This window comes from Microbacterium sp. JZ101, from assembly GCF_053903175.1.
In genome coordinates, this window is the sequence record NZ_CP096400.1 from 2,704,649 (window position 1) to 2,721,174 (window position 16,526).

Here is a 16,526-nt window from a genome sequence, read left to right on the forward strand (position 1 = left end):
TTCTGGGGGAAGATCTTCTCTATGGCCGATTCGCTTCGCATCACCGCCGCCGAGATCGACCCGCAGCTGCTCACGCTGCCCTGGCGGACGAAGCTCGCCGAGTGGCCGAGCAGCGCGATCGTTAAGCTCCCGAAGGGCATCTCGCGGCACATCGTCCGCTTCAGCGAGCTGTCGGGGATGGTCATCGCCGTCAAGGAGACGACGGCGCACATGGCCCAGCGCGAGTACGAGCTCCTCGGCGCCCTGCAGCGCCTCGAGGTGCCGTGCGTGCGCCGCGTCGCGGTCATCGACGGGCGCACCGACGAGCAGGGCAACCCGCTCCCCGCGGCCCTCGTGACCGCGCATCTGAAGTTCTCGATGCCGTACCGCGCGCTGTTCACGCAGACGCTGCGGCCCGACACCGCCACGCGCCTCGTGGATGCGCTCGCCCTCCTCCTCGTGCGCGTGCACAAGGTCGGCTTCCGCTGGGGCGACGTCTCGCTGTCGAACACGCTCTTCCGCCGCGACGCCGGCGCGTTCGCCGCGTACCTCGTCGACGCCGAGACCGGCGATCTCTATGAGGGCGGGCTGACGGATGGTCAGCGCGAGCACGACATCGACATCGCGCGCACGAACATCGCCGGCGAGATCATGGACCTCGAGGCCGGCGGACGCGTCGAGATCGGCGTCGACGCCGTCGAGGTCGCCGATCAGCTCGTCGCGACCTACCGCGAACTGTGGTCGGCGCTCACGGAGGCCGAGTCGTTCGCCCTGACCGAGACCTGGCGCATCACCGAGCGCGTGCAGCGGCTCAACGAGCTCGGCTTCGACATCGACGAGATGACGATCCAGACCGACCCCGACGGCACGCGCGTCTCGATCCAGCCGAAGGTCGTCGACGCGGGGCACCACCGTCGCCGCCTGCTGCGTCTCACGGGCCTCGACGCCGAGGAGAACCAGGCCCGCCGTCTCCTCAACGACCTCGACGAGTACCGTTCGCGGATCTCGCGCTCGTCCGACGAGGAGGTCGCCGCGCACGAGTGGGTGACGCGCGTCTTCGAGCCGGTCGTCCGGGCCATCCCCTATGAGATGCGCGCGAAGCTCGAGCCCGCCGAGGTGTTCCACCAGGTGCTCGAGCACCGCTGGCATCTCTCGCAGGCGCGCGGCGCATCCGTGCCGCTCGCCGAGACGCTCACGAGCTACATCCGCGACGTGCTGCGGCACCGGCGCGACGAGGCCACGATCATGGGCCCCCTCACGGAGACGCTCACCGAGCCCCTCGCGACGGCCTCGGGAGAGGCGCGCGACTGGCGCGACCTGGTCTGACTGAGCGGGGCAGGGCCCGCAGGCGCCTGCCCCGTTTCGCGGCGAACCCGCGCCGTCGCGCGGGTTACGCCTGGGCGCCTCGGATCGTCGAGACCTGGTAGAGCGCGACGGATGCCGCGATGCCCGCGTTGAGCGACTCGGTCACGTCGGAGATCGGGATGGACACGACCTGATCGCACGTCTCCGTCACGAGGCGCGAGAGGCCCTTGCCCTCGCTGCCGACGACGATGACGACCGGGCGGTCGGCGAGCTCGATCGAGGGCAGCGACACGTCGCCGTCGCCGTCGAGGCCGAGCACGAAGACGCCCTGCTTCTTGAACTCCTTGAGCGTGGTCGTGAGGTTCGGCGCGATCGCCACGGGGATGCGCGCGGCGGCGCCCGCGCTCGTCTTCCACGCCGCCGAGTTCACGCTGGCCGAGCGGCGCTGCGGCACGATGACGCCGTGGCCGCCGAACGCGCCGGTCGAGCGGATGATCGCGCCCAGGTTGCGCGGGTCGGTGATGCCGTCGAGCGCGACGAACAGCGGAGTCGCGCCCGTGTCGACGACCTGCTCGAGGAGGTCCTGGGGGTGCGCGTACTCGTACGGCGGCACCTTGAGCGCGACGCCCTGGTGCACGCCGTCGAAGCCGGCCATGCGGTCGAGCTCGGGGCGGGTGACCTCGAGCACGGGGATCTCGCGGTTCCGGGCGATCGCGAGCATCTCCTTGACGCGGTCGTCCATCTCGACGCGCTGCGCGATGTAGAGCGCGGTCGCGGGGATCTTCGCGCGCAGGGCCTCGAGCACGCTGTTGCGCCCGGTCACGTTCTCGGTGTCGTCCTTCGGGCGCGACGAGCGCTGCTGCGGCTTCTGCGCGCTCCCGCCGCGCTTGGCGGCGAGGCGCTCGGCGGCCTGCTTGCGCTTGTGCGCGACGTGGTACGGCCGGTCCTCGGCCTTCGGGGTCGGGCCCTTGCCCTCGAGCGACCGGCGGTTCTTGCCGCCCGTGCCCTTCGTGGGGCCCTTCTTGCCCTTCGCGGCGCCGGGTCGTCCAGGCTTAGCCATTGATGCTCCAAGTGGTTCCGTGTGCGGTGTCTTCGAGGGCGATGCCCGCCGCGGCGAATGCATCGCGGATGCGGTCGGCGCTCGCCCAGTCCTTCGCCGCACGCGCCTCGGCGCGCTGCGCGATGAGCTGCTCGACGAGGGCGGAGAGGGACTCTGCCGTCGGGCCGTCTCCGGAGCTCCGCGCGAGCGCGCCGAACGGATCCAGGCCCAGGACGTCCATCATGGCGGACACGGCTGAGAACGCGTCCCGCGCCGCCGCCTCATCGCCCGCATCGAGCGCGGTGTTGCCCGCGCGGACGGTCTCGTGCACGACCGCGAGCGCCTGCGGGACGCCGAGGTCGTCGTCCATCGCGTCCGCGAACGCGCCGGGGATCTCGGCCGCCTCGGGGCGCGGATGCACGCGCAGGAACCGCTCGAGGAAGCCGCGGATGCGCGCGAGCGCCGCCTCCGCCTCGCGCCACGACGCGTCCGTCAGGTCGAGGCTCGAGCGGTAGTGGGCTGCCGCGAGCGCGTAGCGGACCACGAGCGGATCCTCGGCAGCGAGCACGTCGGCCGCGAGCGTGAAGTTGCCGAGCGACTTCGACATCTTCTGCCCGTCGACCGTGACGAGGCCGTTGTGCACCCAGTAGCTCGCGAACGCGTCTCCGGCGGCGGTCGACTGCGCGAGCTCGTTCTCGTGGTGCGGGAAGCGCAGGTCGAGCCCGCCTCCGTGGATGTCGAAAGCCGGCCCGAGGTAGCGGCGCGACATCGCCGAGCACTCGATGTGCCACCCGGGGCGCCCCTCGCCCCACGGCGACGCCCATACCGCGCTGCGCGGCTCGTCGGGCTTGGCGCCCTTCCAGAGCGCGAAGTCGTGCGGATCGCGCTTGCCGCGCGGATCCGCGTCGGCCGCGTCCTCCATCGCGTCGACCGACTGGCGTGTGAGGGCGCCGTACGCGCGCCACGACCGCACGTCGAAGTAGACGTCGCCCGCTGACGCATACGCATGACCCCGCTCGATGAGCTCCTGGATGAGCTCCTGCATCTGCGGGATGGATGCGGTCGCGCGCGGCTCGTAGGTCGGGGGCAGGATGCCGATGGCCGCGTAGGCGGCGGTGAACTCCTGCTCCATGCGGTAGGCCAGCGCCCACCACGGCTCGGCGTCGGTCGCGTTGGCGAGCACCTTGTCGTCGATGTCGGTCACGTTCCGCACGAACGTCACGCGCGGGTAGCGGTGCGCGAGCCATCGCCTCAGCAGGTCGAAGGCGAGGGCGCCCCGCAGGTGCCCGATGTGCGGGCCGGACTGCACCGTCGGGCCGCACACGTACATCGTCACGTTCTCCGGGTCGAGAGGCGCGAAGTCGCGCAGCGTCTGAGCGCGGGTGTCGTACAGCCGGAGAGTCACCCCCTCAGACTACTGGCCGCCGTCCGCCCCGCCCCGGCGGCCCGCGTCACACGGACGTCATCCGGAGCGTGTAGAACCGAAGGGTGATGTCCGTCCTCGCCGTGCTCGCCGCGGCCGTCCTGTTCGGGACGACGGGGACGGCGCAGGCCCTCGGCCCCGACGGCACGACGCCCCTCGCGGTGGGAGCCGTCCGCGTCGCGGTCGGCGGTCTCGCCCTCGCGGCACTCGCGGCGGTCGCCGGCGCGTGGGCGCGACGCACGGGCGGCGTCCGGTCTCCGCGGCCCGAGGCGCGCCCGCTGCTCCTCATGGCGATCGCGGGCGTGTGCCTGTTCGCGTACCAGCCGCTGTTCTTCCTCGGCGCCTCGGTGAACGGCGTCGCGGTCGGCACGGTCATCGCCCTCGGCTCCTCCCCCGTGCTCGCCGGCGCGATCGAGGGAGCGCTCACGCGCCGCGCGCCGGGGCGCACCTGGATGGTCGCGACCCTCATCGCGACCGGCGGCGTGGCCCTGCTCGCCCTGGGCGGTCAGGAGGGCGCGGCGACCGCGCCCCTCGGCGTGGCCGCCTCTGTCGGAGCCGGCGCGTCCTTCGCCGTCTTCGCCGTCGCGCAGCGGCGCCTTCTCGACGGCGGCTGGCAGCCCCTCACCGTGATGGGCGTCGCGGGCGGCGTCGCGGCCCTGCTCGCCGCCGCACTGCTGCCCTTCCAGGACCTGGCATGGCTCGCCCGCCCTGACGGCGCCGCGATGGCGCTGTGGCTCGGCCTCGGCGCGACGACGCTCGCCTATGCCTCGTTCACGTGGGGCCTGCGACGTGTGCCCGCGCCGACCGCCGCGACCCTCACGCTCGCGGAGCCGCTGACGGCCGCGCTGATCGGCGTGATCGTGCTCGGCGAGCGCCTCGCGCCGCTGGGCATCGCGGGGCTCGCGGCCCTCGCCATCGGACTCGTCCTGCTCGCCAGGGGCGCGCGGCGCCCCATCCGCCCCTACGCCCTGGAGGCCTGACATGACCATCGACATCCGCGTCGACGACCTGACCCACCCCGCGACCCAGGCGCTCGCGGCCATCCACCTCGCGGGCATGCACGCCGGCACACCCGCCGAGAGCGTCCACGCGCTCGATCTCGACGGGATGCGGCATCCGTCGGTCACGCTGTGGTCGGCGTGGATCGACGATCAGATCGCCGGCATCGGCGCGCTCAAGCGCCTCGACGACGAGCGCGGCGAGCTCAAGTCGTTCCGCACCGCCGAGACGCACCTGGGTCGCGGCGTCGCCCGCGCGGTTCTGCGGCACATCATCGCCGAGGCGCGGACGCGCGGGATGGCGTCGCTGTGGCTCGAGACCGGCAGCGACGCCGCGTTCGCCCCGGCGCGCGGCCTGTATGCGAGCGAGGGCTTCGTCGAATGCGGGCCGTTCGACGACTACGTCCTCGACCCGCTCTCGACCTTCATGACGCGCACGCTCTGACGCGCGCGGCTCACGCGCGGTGCACGAGGGCGACCGCGAACGCCTGCACGCCCTCCGCGGCGCCCGTGAACCCGAGGCCGTCCGTCGTCGTCGCCGACACCGTCACGGGCGCGCCGCCGAGCGCGGCGGACAGCGCCGCCTCGGCCTCCGCTCGCCGCGGCGCGAAGCGCGGCCGTGCGGCCTGCACCTGCACCGAGACGTTGCCGATGGTCCACCCCTCGGCCGCCAGGTAGGCGCGGGTGTCCTCGAGGAACGCGGCGGCGTGCGCGCCGGCGAACTCGGGGCGGTCGGTCCCGAAACGCGAGCCGATGTCGCCGAGGCCGGCAGCGGAGAGCAGCGCGTCGACGATCGCGTGCGCGACGGCATCCCCGTCGGAGTGGCCGGAGAGGGCGGGCTCGCCCGGCCACTCGAGGCCCGCGAGCCAGAGCGCGCCCTCGCCGCCGAATGCGTGCACGTCCGTCCCGACGCCGATGCGGGGCAGGGCGGGGCCGGCCGGGGCCGGGCTGATGAGAGTCCGCGCGCGCTGCAGGTCGGCCGGCGTCGTGATCTTGAACGCGCGCGGGTCGCCCTCGACCGACGCGATCGGATGGCCGGCGGCCGCGACGAGGGCCGAGTCGTCGGTGTGCTCCTCGCCCGCCACGCGGTAGGCCGTCTCGAGGATGTCGCGTCGGAAGCCCTGCGGGGTCTGCGCGGACGCGAGCTCCGAGCGGTCGACGACCCCCGTGATCAGCTCGCCGTCGACTCGCTTGATGGTGTCGACGACCGGGAGAACGGGCACGACGCCCCATCCGGTCCGCTCGACGGCGTCGACGACCCGGTCGATGAGCTCGGCTGGCGCGAGCGCGCGCGCCGCGTCGTGCACGAGCACGATCTCGACGTCGGGCCAGACCGCGGCGAGACCCGCCGCGACGGACTGCTGGCGGGTGCTCCCGCCCGCCACGACCGAGACGAGCTCACGGCGCGCGCCCGCTGCCTCCTGCGCGTCGGTCAGCGCCTCGCCGACCCGCTCCTCTGGCGCGACGACGACGACCTGCGCGGGCCGGGCGGCGAAGACGCGGTCCAGGCAGTGCCGGAGGATCGTGTGGTCGTCGATCCCGACGAAGGCCTTGGGCGCGCCGGCGCCGAGGCGCGTGCCGGATCCGGCGGCGACGACGATGACGGCGACACGGGGCGACGGCGTGACGGTGCTCACACCCCCACGGTACCCGCCGGACGCGGAACGGCCCGGCTCACCTCAGGTGAGCCGGGCCGTTCCGATCGATCGCGCGTCAGCTGCTCGCGAGGACCTCGTCGAGGAGCTCTGCGGCCTTCTCCTCTTCGACCTTCTCCGCGAGCGCGAGCTCGGAGACGAGGATCTGGCGGGCCTTGGCGAGCATCCGCTTCTCGCCGGCGGAGAGCCCGCGGTCCTGGTCGCGGCGCCACAGGTCGCGCACGACCTCGCTGACCTTGATGACGTCGCCCGAGGCGAGCTTCTCAAGGTTCGCCTTGTAGCGGCGCGACCAGTTCGTCGGCTCCTCGGTGAACGGGGCGCGCAGCACCTCGAACACCTTGTCCAGCCCCTCCTGGCCGATGACGTCGCGCACGCCGACGAGGTCGACGTTCTCTGCGGGGACCTCGATGACGAGGTCGCCCTGCGTGACGTTCAGCTTGAGGTAGATCTTCTCCTCGCCCTTGATGACGCGAGTCTTGACTTCGGTGATCGTCGCCGCCCCGTGATGGGGGTACACGACCGTCTCGCCAACCTCAAAAAGCATAGAATTGTGTCCTTTCGGCGATCTCAAGGATATCACAGCTCGCGATGCACTAAGGTTCGCGCGGCATCGGCCCGCATGCCACGCCATCCGCGTGATCACGGGCCCGCACGCCATCCCTTTAGAATGGCGTGGGAGCGTCTGCCGACGGGCGACGCCGCAGCATCTGGAGGATCCGTGAACACGCGCGCACTCGCGTCCGCCGCCCTTGCCGGCCTCGTCATCCTGGGAGCCACGGGCTGCCAGGCCATCACGTCGCAGGCGACGACGATCAAGTACTCCGCGTCGGACGGCGTGAACGTCCCCGATGCCGAGGGCGCGCCCGTCGAGATCCGCAACGCGGTCATCATCGCCGACGAGGACGGCGACCAGGGCAACCTCGCCGCCGCGCTCGTCAACCGCACCGACAGCGCCGCGACCCTCACGCTCGAGTGGGGCGACGAGCGCGAGACGGTGCGGATCCCGGCCGAGAGCGTCGTGAGCCTCGGCACCGAGGAGACCGAGCCGCTGCTGCTCGACGCGATCGACTCCCCCGCGGGCTCGACGCTCCCCGTCTACTTCCAGTCCGGCGACGCCGAGGGCGTCCTCACCGAGGTCCCGGTGCTCGACGGCTGCCTCGAGCAGTTCGCCGACCTCGTGCCCGGCGGCGGCGCGAGCGACTGCGAGAAGGAAGCCCCCGCCGAGCACGGCGAAGAGGGCCACTGACCCGACGCCCGATGGCGTGAAGAAGGGCCGAGCGGAGATCCTCCCGCTCGGCCCTTCTTCGCGTCCTGGGGTCAGCCCTCGAAGCGGTAGCCGAGGCCGCGCACGGTCACGAGCATGACCGGCTCGCTGGGCACCTTCTCGATGCGCGAGCGGATGCGCTTGATGTGCACGTCGAGCGTCTTCGTGTCGCCGAAGTAGTCGCTGCCCCACACGCGGTCGATGAGCTGGCCGCGCGTCAGCACACGCCCCGCGTTGCGCATGAGCACCTCGAGCAGCTCGAACTCCTTGAGCGGCATGTTGATCTGCTCCCCGTCGACCGACACCGTGTGGCGGTCGATGTCGAGCGTCACGCGGCCGCCTTCGAGCACGCGCTCGTCGAGGTCGGCCTCCGCCTGCAGCGAGCGGCGCATGACCGCCCGCATGCGCGCGAGCAGCTCGCGCGCCGAGTACGGCTTCGTGACGTAGTCGTCGGCGCCGAGCTCGAGCCCGACGACGATGTCCACCTCGGAGTCCTTGGCCGTCAGCATGATGATCGGCACGGCCGACGTCGTGCGCACCTGACGGCAGACCTCGGTGCCCGGCATCCCGGGAAGCATGAGGTCGAGCAGGATGACGTCGGGCTCCTGGTCCCGGAACGCCGCGAGCGCGGCGTCTCCGTCCTCGGCGATCTCGACCTCGTAGCCCTCGCGCCGCAGCAGGTAGGCGAGCGGGTCGGCGAGGTCGGGTTCGTCCTCCACGAGCAGAACACGCGTCATTCGTTCTCTTTCCTTCCGTGGCGCCTCGTCACGCGGCGTCGACCGCGCGGGCGCCCTTCCTCTTGCGTTTCGCGGACTCGGCGCCGACGAGCGGGGCCTCCGTGCGCGGGAGCCTGATGGTGAATGTCGACCCGCGATCCGGCTGCGACCAGAGCCGCACCTCGCCGCCGTGCCGATTCACCGCGTGCTTCACGATCGAGAGGCCGAGGCCGGTGCCTCCCGTGCGGCGCGAGCGCGCCTGGTCGGCGCGGTAGAAGCGCTCGAACACGCGCTGCTGGTCGGCCTCCGCGATGCCGATGCCCTGGTCGGTCACGGCGATCTCGACGGCCTCCGCGGTTCCGCGCACGCCGATGCCCACGCGCGAGCCGCGCGGGGAGTACGCGATGGCGTTCGCGACGAGGTTGCCGAGCGCCTCGACGAGGATGGTCGCCGAGCCGCGCACGAAGAGCCCGCGGTCGCCGCCGCGCACGAGCGCGACATCCGCCGACTCGGCCTGCACCTGGTACTGCTCGAGGGCAGCGGCGACGACCTCGTCGATCGCGACGTCGCCGACCTCGGTGAGCTCGTCCGCGGCCTGCAGCTTGGACAGGTTCATGATGCGCCCCGTGAGCTGGCCGAGGCGCTGCGCCTCCGCCGACATCCGCGCGGCGAAGCGGCGCACCTGCTCAGGATCATCGGAGGCCGACTCCATCGCCTCGGCGAGGAGGCCGATCGCCCCGACCGGCGTCTTCAGCTCGTGGCTCGTGTTCGCGATGAAGTCCTGCCGCATCTGCTGCAGGCGCTCCTGCTCCGAGATGTCGCGCACGATGAGCAGCGTGAGCCGGTCGGCGATCGCCGTCGCGCGCGCGACGACGAGGCGGGTGTCGTCGGAGATCCGGCCACGGCGGATGCGCAGCGTCTGCGACTCGGTCGAGGAGCCGAGCCCGCGTGCGGCCTTCACGAGCTCGCGGAGCTCGGGCTGCTCGAGCCCCTGCCCCGGAGTCAGGCCGAGCCACGTCGCCGATGCCGAGACCGAGACGACGGCGCCCGAGGAGTCGATCACGGCCGTCGCGTCGTCGATCGCGTCGAGCGCGGCCGTGAGCGCCGGCGGAAGCGCGAGGCTCTGCTCGCGCAGCGCCCGCTCCCTGGCGCGGAACGCGAGCACCACGATCAGGGTCACGCCGACGCCGAGGATGATCCCTGCGGCGAGCGCGAGCAGCGCGAGCTGCGTGGAGTCCATGTCTCCAGAGTAGAGTGCAGCCGAGAGCCCCTCTGGACGAATGGGCTCGTCGGGGCGCCGCCCCGACGCACTGTTCACCGACCGGGCACCGGCCGTTCACCTTCGCGCATGACAATCGCGAGGCGCACAGGCCAGTGTGAGAAGCCGCCGCTGCGCGGCCGAGACCCGAAACCGACGAAAGGTTCGCCAGATGCGCGAAGTCTTCCACCAGGCCCTCGAGGACATCCAGAACCGGCTGGTCGAGATCGCCGAGCTGGTCACGGTGGCCATCGACAAGGCCACCATCGCCTTCGAGAACGGCGACGTCGCCCTCGCCGAGGAGGTCATCGCCGATGACGTCCGCATCGACGAGCTGGCCCTCTCGGTCGACGAGCTCGCGATCGACACGCTCGCGATGCAGCAGCCCGTCGCCCGCGACCTCCGCATCATCGTGAGCGCGCTGCGCACGAGCGCGTCGCTCGAGCGCATGGGCGACCTCGCCGAGCACATCGCGCAGCTCGCCCGCTCCCGCTTCCCCGAGCGCGCCATCCCCAAGGGCCTCAAGAGCACGTTCGTGAAGATGGGCAAGCTCGACGTCGAGGTCGCGCGCACGCTCGTCGAGCTCCTGCGCACGCAGGACCTCGCCTACGCCGCGCAGATCCGCGACGCCGACGACGTCATCGACGAGCTCCACGCGACCGTCTACGAGAAGGTGCTCAGCGAGGCGTTCGCGGGCGACGCGAGTCACGTCATCGACGCCGCCCTCGCGAGCCGCTACCACGAGCGCTTCGGCGACCACGCGGTCTCGATCGCGAAGAAGATCGTCTACCTCGCCACGGGCGACTGGACCGGCTCCGCCGACCCGGAGATCGAGGTCGTGGACCGCACGCCGGGCGTCTGACCCGAGAACGACGAAGCGCCCCGCCGGTCGGCGGGGCGCTTCGTCGTTCTCGCGCTACTTCTTGCCCTGGGCGGCGACCGCTGCGGCGCCGGCCGCTGCGGCCTCCGGGTCGAGGTAGCGGCTCGGGCCGGTCGGCCTCATGTCGTCGTCGAGCTCGTACACGAGCGGGATGCCCGTCGGGATGTTCAGGCCAGCGATGTCGTCGTCGCTGATGCCGTCGAGGTGCTTCACGAGCGCGCGCAGCGAGTTGCCGTGCGCCGTGACGAGCACCGTCTTGCCGGCTGCGAGGTCGGGCACGATCTCCGACTCCCAGTACGGCAGCAGGCGGTCGATGACGATCTTGAGCGACTCGGTGCCGGGGATCTCGCCGTCGATCCCGGCGTAGCGCGGGTCGTGCGTCTGGGCGTACTCGTCCTCGGGGTCGATGACGGGCGGCGGCACGTCGAACGAGCGACGCCACTCCATGAACTTCTCCTCGCCGAACTCGGCGAGCGTCTGCGCCTTGTCCTTGCCCTGCAGAGCGCCGTAGTGGCGCTCGTTCAGGCGCCACGAGCGCTTGACGGGGATCCAGAGGCGGTCGGCCGCGTCGAGCGCGATGTTCGCCGTCTGGATGGCACGGCTCAGCACGGAGGTGTGGAGGATGTCGGGCAGCACGCCCTGCTCCTTCAGCAGCTCGCCGCCGCGCTGGGCCTCGGCCTTCCCCTGCTCCGTGAGCCGCACGTCGACCCATCCGGTGAAGAGGTTCTTCTCGTTCCAGTCGCTCTGCCCGTGGCGGAGCAGGATCAGGGTGTGCGTCATACCTGACATGCTACCGAGGCGGCGGGAGGGCCGATGCCGCGGCCCCCGTGCGTTCACGCGAGAATGGAGGCATGCCGACGACCGAGGGCCGACCGACCCGCGGCACGACCGGCACGAACCGGCTGCGCCGCGTCGACCGCTGGATCGCGCAGCACCCCGCGCTCCTCGGCGCCGGCGACCCGCTCGTCGTGGACCTCGGCTTCGGCGCGAGCGGCGTGACGGCGTTCGAGCTCGCCGCGCGCCTGCGTCGCGCACGCGCGGATGTCGAGGTGCGCGGTCTCGAGATCGACCTCGAGCGGGTCGAGCGCGCGCGGGCGCAGCTGGCCGACGTCCGCGCGGGGCGCACCGTGTTCGCGCCCGACATCGCGGTCTCGTTCGCACGCGGTGGATTCGAGATCCCGACGGAGGGCGGGCGGCGGCCTGCCGTCGTGCGCGCGTTCAACGTGCTGCGGCAGTACGACGAGCACGAGGTCGCTGCGGCGTGGCGCCGGATGGCCGAGCGGCTCGCGCCCGGCGGCGTCCTCATCGAGGGCACCTGCGACGAGCTCGGCCGCGTCTGCGCGTGGGTCGACGTCGCGCCGACCGGAGAGGCCGTCCGCTTCACGGTCTCGCTGCGGCTCGCCGATCTCGAGCGCCCCGGCATCGTCGCCGAGCGGCTGCCGAAGGCGCTCATCCACCGCAATGTGCCCGGAGAGCGCGTGCACGCGTTCGTGCAGGCGCTCGACGGCGAATGGGAGCGCGCAGCGCACCTCTCCCCCTTCGGCCCCGTGCAGCGCTGGATCGCGACGGTCGAGGCGATGCGCCGCGGCGGATGGGATGTCGTCGGCACCCGGCGGCGGTGGCGGCTCGGCGAGCTCACGGTGCCCTGGGCGGCCGTCGCGCCCGCGTGAGGCGCGACGCGATCAGATGCGCGGGATGGCCGCTGCCGCCTCGGCGTGGGTGAGACCGCTCGCGACGAGCAGGTCGACCGCGAACGGGCGCAGCGCCGCGAGCAGCGCGAGCTCGCCCTGAGACGCGTCGGGCATCATCGCCGCGGGATCGAGCCGCCGCGCGATCGCGAGGAGCGCCTCTCGCGCCGCGGGCTCGGCGGAGATGTCGTCGAGCGCGTGCGCGACGACGCCCGCCGCGCGCTGGAGCTCGGCGAGAGGCTCGGCGATCGCCGGACGCGGCTCGCCGTCGCGCACGACGTAGGCCGCGCGCCGCGCGACGACGCGCAGATTCCGGGCGGCGAGGTCGACGCTCTGCAGGACGCGCGCGTGGCGGGCGAGCTCGATCCGGCGCGAGCGCAGGAACGGCGAGAGCGCCGAGACCGCCTGCGCCGACTCGAGCGACGTGCGCCAGGCGTCGACATCGCCCTGCAGCCCGCGCGCCTTCTCGAGCCCGCGATCCGCCCGCACGGCGTCGCCGCGTCGGAGCCCCTGGACGACGCGCCCCATCGCCGCGTCGAGCGCCGCGAACAGCACGCGGGCATCGCGCAGCTCGGTGCTCATCGGGTTGCGCGGCAGCAGCGCGGTCATGACGATCGCGAGCGCCCCGCCGATCGCCCCATCCGCGAGCCGGAGGAACGGCAGCGGCCCGGCCGGCAGCACCATCGCGATCGCGGACTGGATGGCCGCCGCGACGGCGAACTGCGGAGAGGGCATGAGGAAGCGCGCGACGAGGAGCGTGACGGCGAGCGTGAGCGCGAGCTGCCACGGCCCTGAGCCGAAGACGAGGCGGAGCAGCTCGGAGATGAGGATGCCCGTGAGCATGCCCAGCACCGTCTCGACGACCTTGCGCGGTCGCGCGTCGCGCGCGAGGCCGAGGGAGGAGATCGACACCGTCGCCGCGAGCAGGGGCGCCTCGTGGCCGAGGAGATAGTGCGCGAGGAGGAAGGCGCCCGTGGCCGCGATGACGATCTGGGCGATCGCCGCCCCCGAGTCGCGCACGCGCTCGAGCCCCGGCCGCACGGAGAGGCGGCGGCGCCACGTGACGGGGATCGCCGCGGTCAGCGGCGAGGTCTCGGGGGCGTCACGGGGCTCGGGCACGTTCCGACGCTACGCCGTCACTGCGCGAGCGGGCGGCGCGACAGGCGCGTGATGCGCGGCACCTCCGCGGTCGCGCCCGCGTCGCCCGGCACGATGACCTCCTGCGCCGCGGCGACGCGCACGCCGTCGGCCTCGACCGCGAGCGTCTCACCCTCCGGGACGCGGCGGGCGACGATCGCGAGCGCGATCGGGCCCAGCTCGTGATGCCACGCCGACGACGTGACGTGCCCGGCCTCGGCCTCGCCCGCGAGCACGCGCGCACCGCGCCCGGGGAGCACGCTGTCGCTGCCGTCGAGATGCAGCATCACCAGTCGACGCGGCGGATGGCCGAGGTTGTGCACCTTCGCCACGGTCTCCTGGCCGCGATAGCAGCCCTTCGCGAGGTGCACCGCCGACCGCAGCCAGTCGCTCTCGTGCGGCAGCGCCCGCTCGTCGACCTCGGCGGCCCATCGCGGGCGCCAGGCGGCGATCCGCAGCGCCTCCGCGGCGAGCAGCCCGGCGACCGGGAGCGCTGCGGCATCCGCCCACGCGCTCTCCTCGAGGATGGCCTCGGCCCACGCGTGCGCGGCGCCGGGATGCTCCTCGGTGCGCGCGTACTGCCATCCGCCCGCGCTCACCCCCGTCCAGGGGTCCTGCCAGACCAGCGCGACGCCGTTCGGCCGAGCGGCGGCGTCGGCGAGCGCGTGCTCAGCGCCGCCGCCGCGCACGAAGCCGGCCACGCGGAGGTCGGGGCGCAGGGCCACCTCGACCTGCGCGCGGAAGCGCATCATGCCGAGCCACTTCGCGAGTCCGGCGGCATCCGCCGCGTCGGCGATGAGCCATGCGGTCGCGCCGTCGTCGATCACCGCCGCCGCGTGCTCGACGTGGCCCTGCGGGTCGAGAACGAGCAGCTCGGTGCTCACGCCGGGCGCGAGACGCGCGACGGCCTGCGACGTGATGGAGTCGAGCCACGTCAGCCGCTCGGGCCCCGAGACCGCCACGACGGCACGGTCGCCGCGCGGGACGATCGCCTCCCCCTGGGCGAGGGCGCGCTGCTCCCGCGTGGGGTCGCCGAAATGGGCGACGCCGTCATCCGAGAGCACGGCCCCGGGGATCTGGGCGAAGGGATCGGTCATGCTCCCATTCTCGGGCACGGCGCGAACAGAGGCGCCGCGCCGTTTCGACTCGCTCCGCTCTGCGTTTCGACTCGCTCCGCTCTGCGTTTCGACTCGCTCCGCTCGCTCAACGACCGGGAGCGGCTCGCTGCGCTCGCAGGGCTATTCGGTGCGGGCGAGACGCGCGGAGGCGTGCGACCCGAGCTCGCGGCCCAGCGCCGCGATGTCCCACGCCCACAGGAGGTGTCCGTCGACGAGGCCGTACATCCGCGTCGCGGCGGCGTAGTGCTTCGCGCCGGCAGTGCGGACGACCGCGTCCGTCGCGATGTCGATGCGGGGCCCCTTGACCTGACCGAGGTAGAGCTCGCTCACGCCGTCCGCGTGCACGAGGTTGACCTCGATCTCGAAGCCGCCGCCCGCTGTGCGCAGGCGCTCGACGTCGTCGGCCGTCCGAGTCGGCTCCGTCTCGAGCGCAGGGAGAAGGCCGGGCCCCGGCGTCGCAGCGGTCGCGGGACGCGAGAGGCGCCAGAAGCCCGTCTCGGCGACGAGCTGCTGCGCGGGGCGCTCGCCCTCGGGCGCGAGCCATGCGGTGGCCGAGTAGTTGAGGTACGGACCGCCGTCATGGCTGAAGCTGACGCGGTGCGTGAACTCGCCCTCGTAGTGGGCATCCCCGACGCGGTAGTCGATGACGCCCGTCCCCTCCCACACTCCGATGAGCCAGGAGAGCGGGACGAGGTCGGCAGGCAGGTCGGTCGGAATCTCGATCACGAGGCTCCGCCCCGGCTCAGCGCTGGCCGCGGAAGAGGTTGACGATCACTGCGCCGGAGCAGAAGGCGATCGCGAGACTCGCGAGGCCCAGCAGGCCGACGAAGAACAGTTCGAGGGCGACGAGATCCATGGCACCACTCTAGTCCTCCCGGCGCGCCCCGGCGACCGCGCAGGGCTCAGCCGGGGACGATCGCGGCGAGCGCGAAGATCGCGGACACGACGCCCATGATCCCGACCCCGCCGACCGCCGCGGCGGCGACCCGCGAGATGAACCCCTCGGCGCGACCGAGGCGCAGCTCCGCGGCGAACGCGACGAGGAGGGCGGCGCCTGCGCCGACGGCGAACCATCCGAACCGATCGGCGGGCGCCACGAAGATGCCGATCGCGATCGCGACCACGCCGGCGAACGCCCAGGTCACGGCCAGGCCGACCGGGAATCTGCGCGGGACGAGCACGGGTTCGGTCACGCCCTCCATCATCGCCGATCGCGGCCCCTGACGACAGGATCCACGGTGGCGTGCCGCGCGCGCAGGCGTCTCGCCGCACTTTCGGCTGCCCCTATCATCGGAAGCACGGCGTGGCACCCGCCGCCGGCGAAAGGACCTCGCTTGGCTCAGCTCCTCGTGCTCAGCTCCGCCCCCGGCGGAGCCTCTGCGCTGCCCGCACTCGAGCTCCTCAGCCACCGCGTGCGACAGATCCCCGCGGAGGCCGCTCAGCTCGTGAACGCACCGAGCGCTGACGCGATCTTCCTCGACGCGCGCACCGACCTCGTCGGCGCGAAGGCGCTCTGCAAGATCCTGAACACGGCGGGCATCGACGCGCCCCTCGTCCTCATCGTCACGGAGGGCGGCCTGACGGCCGTCTCCCCCGACTGGGGTGTCGACGACGTCATCCTCGCGACGGCCGGCCCCGCCGAAGCCGATGCGCGCATCCGCCTCGTGGTGGGGCGGCGCACCGCGGAGGAGACCTCGAGCCGCGTCCAGACCTCGGGCATCACGATCGACGAGGCCTCGTACTCGGCCAAGGTGCACGGGAAGCCGCTCGACCTCACGTACAAGGAGTTCCAGCTCCTGCACTTCTTCGCGACCCACCCTTCGCGGGTGTTCACGCGCGAGCAGCTGCTGAGCGAGGTGTGGGGCTACGACTACTTCGGCGGCACCCGCACGGTCGACGTGCACGTTCGGCGCCTGCGCGCGAAGCTCGGCGACCTGGAGCAGCTCATCGGCACCGTGCGGAACGTCGGCTATCGGTTCAACGTCTCGGAGGACGACGAGGACGCGCCGGCGCAGGGAGCGCGGAAGGCCTGACGCGCCGCCCGTTCACACGCGCGACACCCGCGG

The 16,526-nt window shown here is 72.8% G+C and carries 18 protein-coding genes; 7 read left to right on the forward strand and 11 right to left on the reverse strand.

Annotation, left to right across the window (positions count from 1 at the left end):
* Positions 1-21 precede the first annotated feature (21 nt).
* Positions 22-1,305, forward strand: a complete 1,284-nt coding sequence (locus M1D56_RS12585; protein ID WP_271173580.1) for a DUF4032 domain-containing protein — start codon at positions 22-24, stop codon at positions 1,303-1,305.
* A gap of 64 nt (positions 1,306-1,369) precedes the next feature.
* Here M1D56_RS12585 and rlmB read toward each other — a convergent pair whose 3' ends face one another.
* The gene (gene rlmB / locus M1D56_RS12590) at positions 1,370-2,344 is read right to left on the reverse strand and encodes a 23S rRNA (guanosine(2251)-2'-O)-methyltransferase RlmB (protein WP_271173581.1); all 975 of its coding nucleotides are present in this window, start codon (positions 2,342-2,344) and stop codon (positions 1,370-1,372) included.
* Positions 2,337-3,728: a cysteine--tRNA ligase gene (gene cysS, locus M1D56_RS12595; protein ID WP_456283739.1), complete on the reverse strand. Its 1,392-nt coding sequence runs from the start codon at positions 3,726-3,728 to the stop codon at positions 2,337-2,339. The genes rlmB and cysS overlap by 8 nt, the downstream gene beginning before the upstream one ends.
* 86 nt (positions 3,729-3,814) lie before the next feature.
* Between cysS and M1D56_RS12600 the strand changes: the two genes are divergently transcribed.
* Positions 3,815-4,726, forward strand: coding sequence for a DMT family transporter (locus tag M1D56_RS12600; RefSeq protein ID WP_456285242.1), 912 nt, complete (start codon positions 3,815-3,817; stop codon positions 4,724-4,726).
* A gap of 1 nt (position 4,727) precedes the next feature.
* Positions 4,728-5,189, forward strand: a complete 462-nt coding sequence (locus M1D56_RS12605) for a GNAT family N-acetyltransferase (protein ID WP_456283740.1) — start codon at positions 4,728-4,730, stop codon at positions 5,187-5,189.
* Positions 5,190-5,199: 10 nt separating this feature from the next.
* Here the strand turns inward: M1D56_RS12605 and ispD are convergent, their stop codons facing one another.
* The gene (gene ispD / locus M1D56_RS12610) at positions 5,200-6,381 is read right to left on the reverse strand and encodes a 2-C-methyl-D-erythritol 4-phosphate cytidylyltransferase (RefSeq protein ID WP_456283741.1); all 1,182 of its coding nucleotides are present in this window, start codon (positions 6,379-6,381) and stop codon (positions 5,200-5,202) included.
* 76 nt (positions 6,382-6,457) lie between these two features.
* Positions 6,458-6,943 (reverse strand): CarD family transcriptional regulator, encoded by a 486-nt coding sequence (locus tag M1D56_RS12615; protein ID WP_271173585.1) that lies wholly within the window; start codon positions 6,941-6,943, stop codon positions 6,458-6,460.
* Positions 6,944-7,117: 174 nt separating this feature from the next.
* Here M1D56_RS12615 and M1D56_RS12620 point away from each other — a divergent pair, with 174 nt between their 5' ends.
* Positions 7,118-7,645: a DNA modification methylase gene (locus M1D56_RS12620; RefSeq protein ID WP_324014128.1), complete on the forward strand. Its 528-nt coding sequence runs from the start codon at positions 7,118-7,120 to the stop codon at positions 7,643-7,645.
* A 71-nt stretch (positions 7,646-7,716) separates the two neighbouring features.
* Here the strand turns inward: M1D56_RS12620 and M1D56_RS12625 are convergent, their stop codons facing one another.
* Both M1D56_RS12625 and M1D56_RS12630 read right to left on the reverse strand, forming a co-directional pair.
* A complete protein-coding gene (locus M1D56_RS12625) occupies positions 7,717-8,400 on the reverse strand; it encodes a response regulator transcription factor (protein WP_271173587.1) in 684 nt (227 codons plus the stop codon).
* A gap of 28 nt (positions 8,401-8,428) precedes the next feature.
* Positions 8,429-9,619 (reverse strand): sensor histidine kinase, encoded by a 1,191-nt coding sequence (locus M1D56_RS12630; protein WP_324014127.1) that lies wholly within the window; start codon positions 9,617-9,619, stop codon positions 8,429-8,431.
* A 190-nt stretch (positions 9,620-9,809) separates the two neighbouring features.
* Between M1D56_RS12630 and phoU the strand changes: the two genes are divergently transcribed.
* Positions 9,810-10,499 (forward strand): phosphate signaling complex protein PhoU, encoded by a 690-nt coding sequence (gene phoU / locus M1D56_RS12635; protein WP_271173589.1) that lies wholly within the window; start codon positions 9,810-9,812, stop codon positions 10,497-10,499.
* Positions 10,500-10,553: 54 nt separating this feature from the next.
* On the opposite strand, the gene M1D56_RS12640 is transcribed toward phoU, so the two are convergent.
* The gene (locus M1D56_RS12640; protein ID WP_456283742.1) at positions 10,554-11,297 is read right to left on the reverse strand and encodes a phosphoglyceromutase; all 744 of its coding nucleotides are present in this window, start codon (positions 11,295-11,297) and stop codon (positions 10,554-10,556) included.
* A 71-nt stretch (positions 11,298-11,368) separates the two neighbouring features.
* Here M1D56_RS12640 and M1D56_RS12645 point away from each other — a divergent pair, with 71 nt between their 5' ends.
* Positions 11,369-12,187, forward strand: coding sequence for a methyltransferase domain-containing protein (locus M1D56_RS12645; RefSeq protein WP_282979424.1), 819 nt, complete (start codon positions 11,369-11,371; stop codon positions 12,185-12,187).
* 12 nt (positions 12,188-12,199) lie between these two features.
* Here the strand turns inward: M1D56_RS12645 and M1D56_RS12650 are convergent, their stop codons facing one another.
* The 4 genes from M1D56_RS12650 to M1D56_RS12665 form a co-directional block, all read right to left on the reverse strand.
* Entirely contained in the window at positions 12,200-13,324 is a 1,125-nt protein-coding gene (locus tag M1D56_RS12650; protein WP_456283743.1) for an FUSC family protein, read from the reverse strand.
* 17 nt (positions 13,325-13,341) lie between these two features.
* Positions 13,342-14,439 carry a CAF17-like 4Fe-4S cluster assembly/insertion protein YgfZ gene (gene ygfZ, locus M1D56_RS12655; RefSeq protein ID WP_456283744.1) on the reverse strand — a complete coding sequence of 366 codons (1,098 nt, stop codon included), beginning with the start codon at positions 14,437-14,439 and terminating at the stop codon, positions 13,342-13,344.
* Between the two features lie 141 nt (positions 14,440-14,580).
* Positions 14,581-15,186, reverse strand: coding sequence for a nitrobindin family protein (locus tag M1D56_RS12660; RefSeq protein ID WP_282979428.1), 606 nt, complete (start codon positions 15,184-15,186; stop codon positions 14,581-14,583).
* 176 nt (positions 15,187-15,362) lie between these two features.
* The gene (locus M1D56_RS12665) at positions 15,363-15,653 is read right to left on the reverse strand and encodes a hypothetical protein (protein WP_271173595.1); all 291 of its coding nucleotides are present in this window, start codon (positions 15,651-15,653) and stop codon (positions 15,363-15,365) included.
* A 141-nt stretch (positions 15,654-15,794) separates the two neighbouring features.
* Between M1D56_RS12665 and M1D56_RS12670 the strand changes: the two genes are divergently transcribed.
* Positions 15,795-16,493: a response regulator transcription factor gene (locus M1D56_RS12670; protein WP_421075442.1), complete on the forward strand. Its 699-nt coding sequence runs from the start codon at positions 15,795-15,797 to the stop codon at positions 16,491-16,493.
* The last annotated feature ends 33 nt before the right edge of the window (positions 16,494-16,526 follow it).

Excerpts from the sequence above, each read along its gene's own strand:
- M1D56_RS12585 (WP_271173580.1), top strand. The coding sequence starts at position 22 with ATGGCCGATTCGCTTCGCATCACCGCCGCCGAGATCGACCCGCAGCTG.
- rlmB (WP_271173581.1), bottom strand. The coding sequence starts at position 2,344 with ATGGCTAAGCCTGGACGACCCGGCGCCGCGAAGGGCAAGAAGGGCCCC.
- M1D56_RS12600 (WP_456285242.1), top strand. The coding sequence starts at position 3,815 with ATGTCCGTCCTCGCCGTGCTCGCCGCGGCCGTCCTGTTCGGGACGACG.
- M1D56_RS12605 (WP_456283740.1), top strand. The coding sequence starts at position 4,728 with ATGACCATCGACATCCGCGTCGACGACCTGACCCACCCCGCGACCCAG.
- M1D56_RS12615 (WP_271173585.1), bottom strand. The coding sequence starts at position 6,943 with ATGCTTTTTGAGGTTGGCGAGACGGTCGTGTACCCCCATCACGGGGCG.
- M1D56_RS12625 (WP_271173587.1), bottom strand. The coding sequence starts at position 8,400 with ATGACGCGTGTTCTGCTCGTGGAGGACGAACCCGACCTCGCCGACCCG.
- M1D56_RS12630 (WP_324014127.1), bottom strand. The coding sequence starts at position 9,619 with ATGGACTCCACGCAGCTCGCGCTGCTCGCGCTCGCCGCAGGGATCATC.
- phoU (WP_271173589.1), top strand. The coding sequence starts at position 9,810 with ATGCGCGAAGTCTTCCACCAGGCCCTCGAGGACATCCAGAACCGGCTG.
- M1D56_RS12640 (WP_456283742.1), bottom strand. The coding sequence starts at position 11,297 with ATGACGCACACCCTGATCCTGCTCCGCCACGGGCAGAGCGACTGGAAC.
- M1D56_RS12645 (WP_282979424.1), top strand. The coding sequence starts at position 11,369 with ATGCCGACGACCGAGGGCCGACCGACCCGCGGCACGACCGGCACGAAC.
- ygfZ (WP_456283744.1), bottom strand. The coding sequence starts at position 14,439 with ATGACCGATCCCTTCGCCCAGATCCCCGGGGCCGTGCTCTCGGATGAC.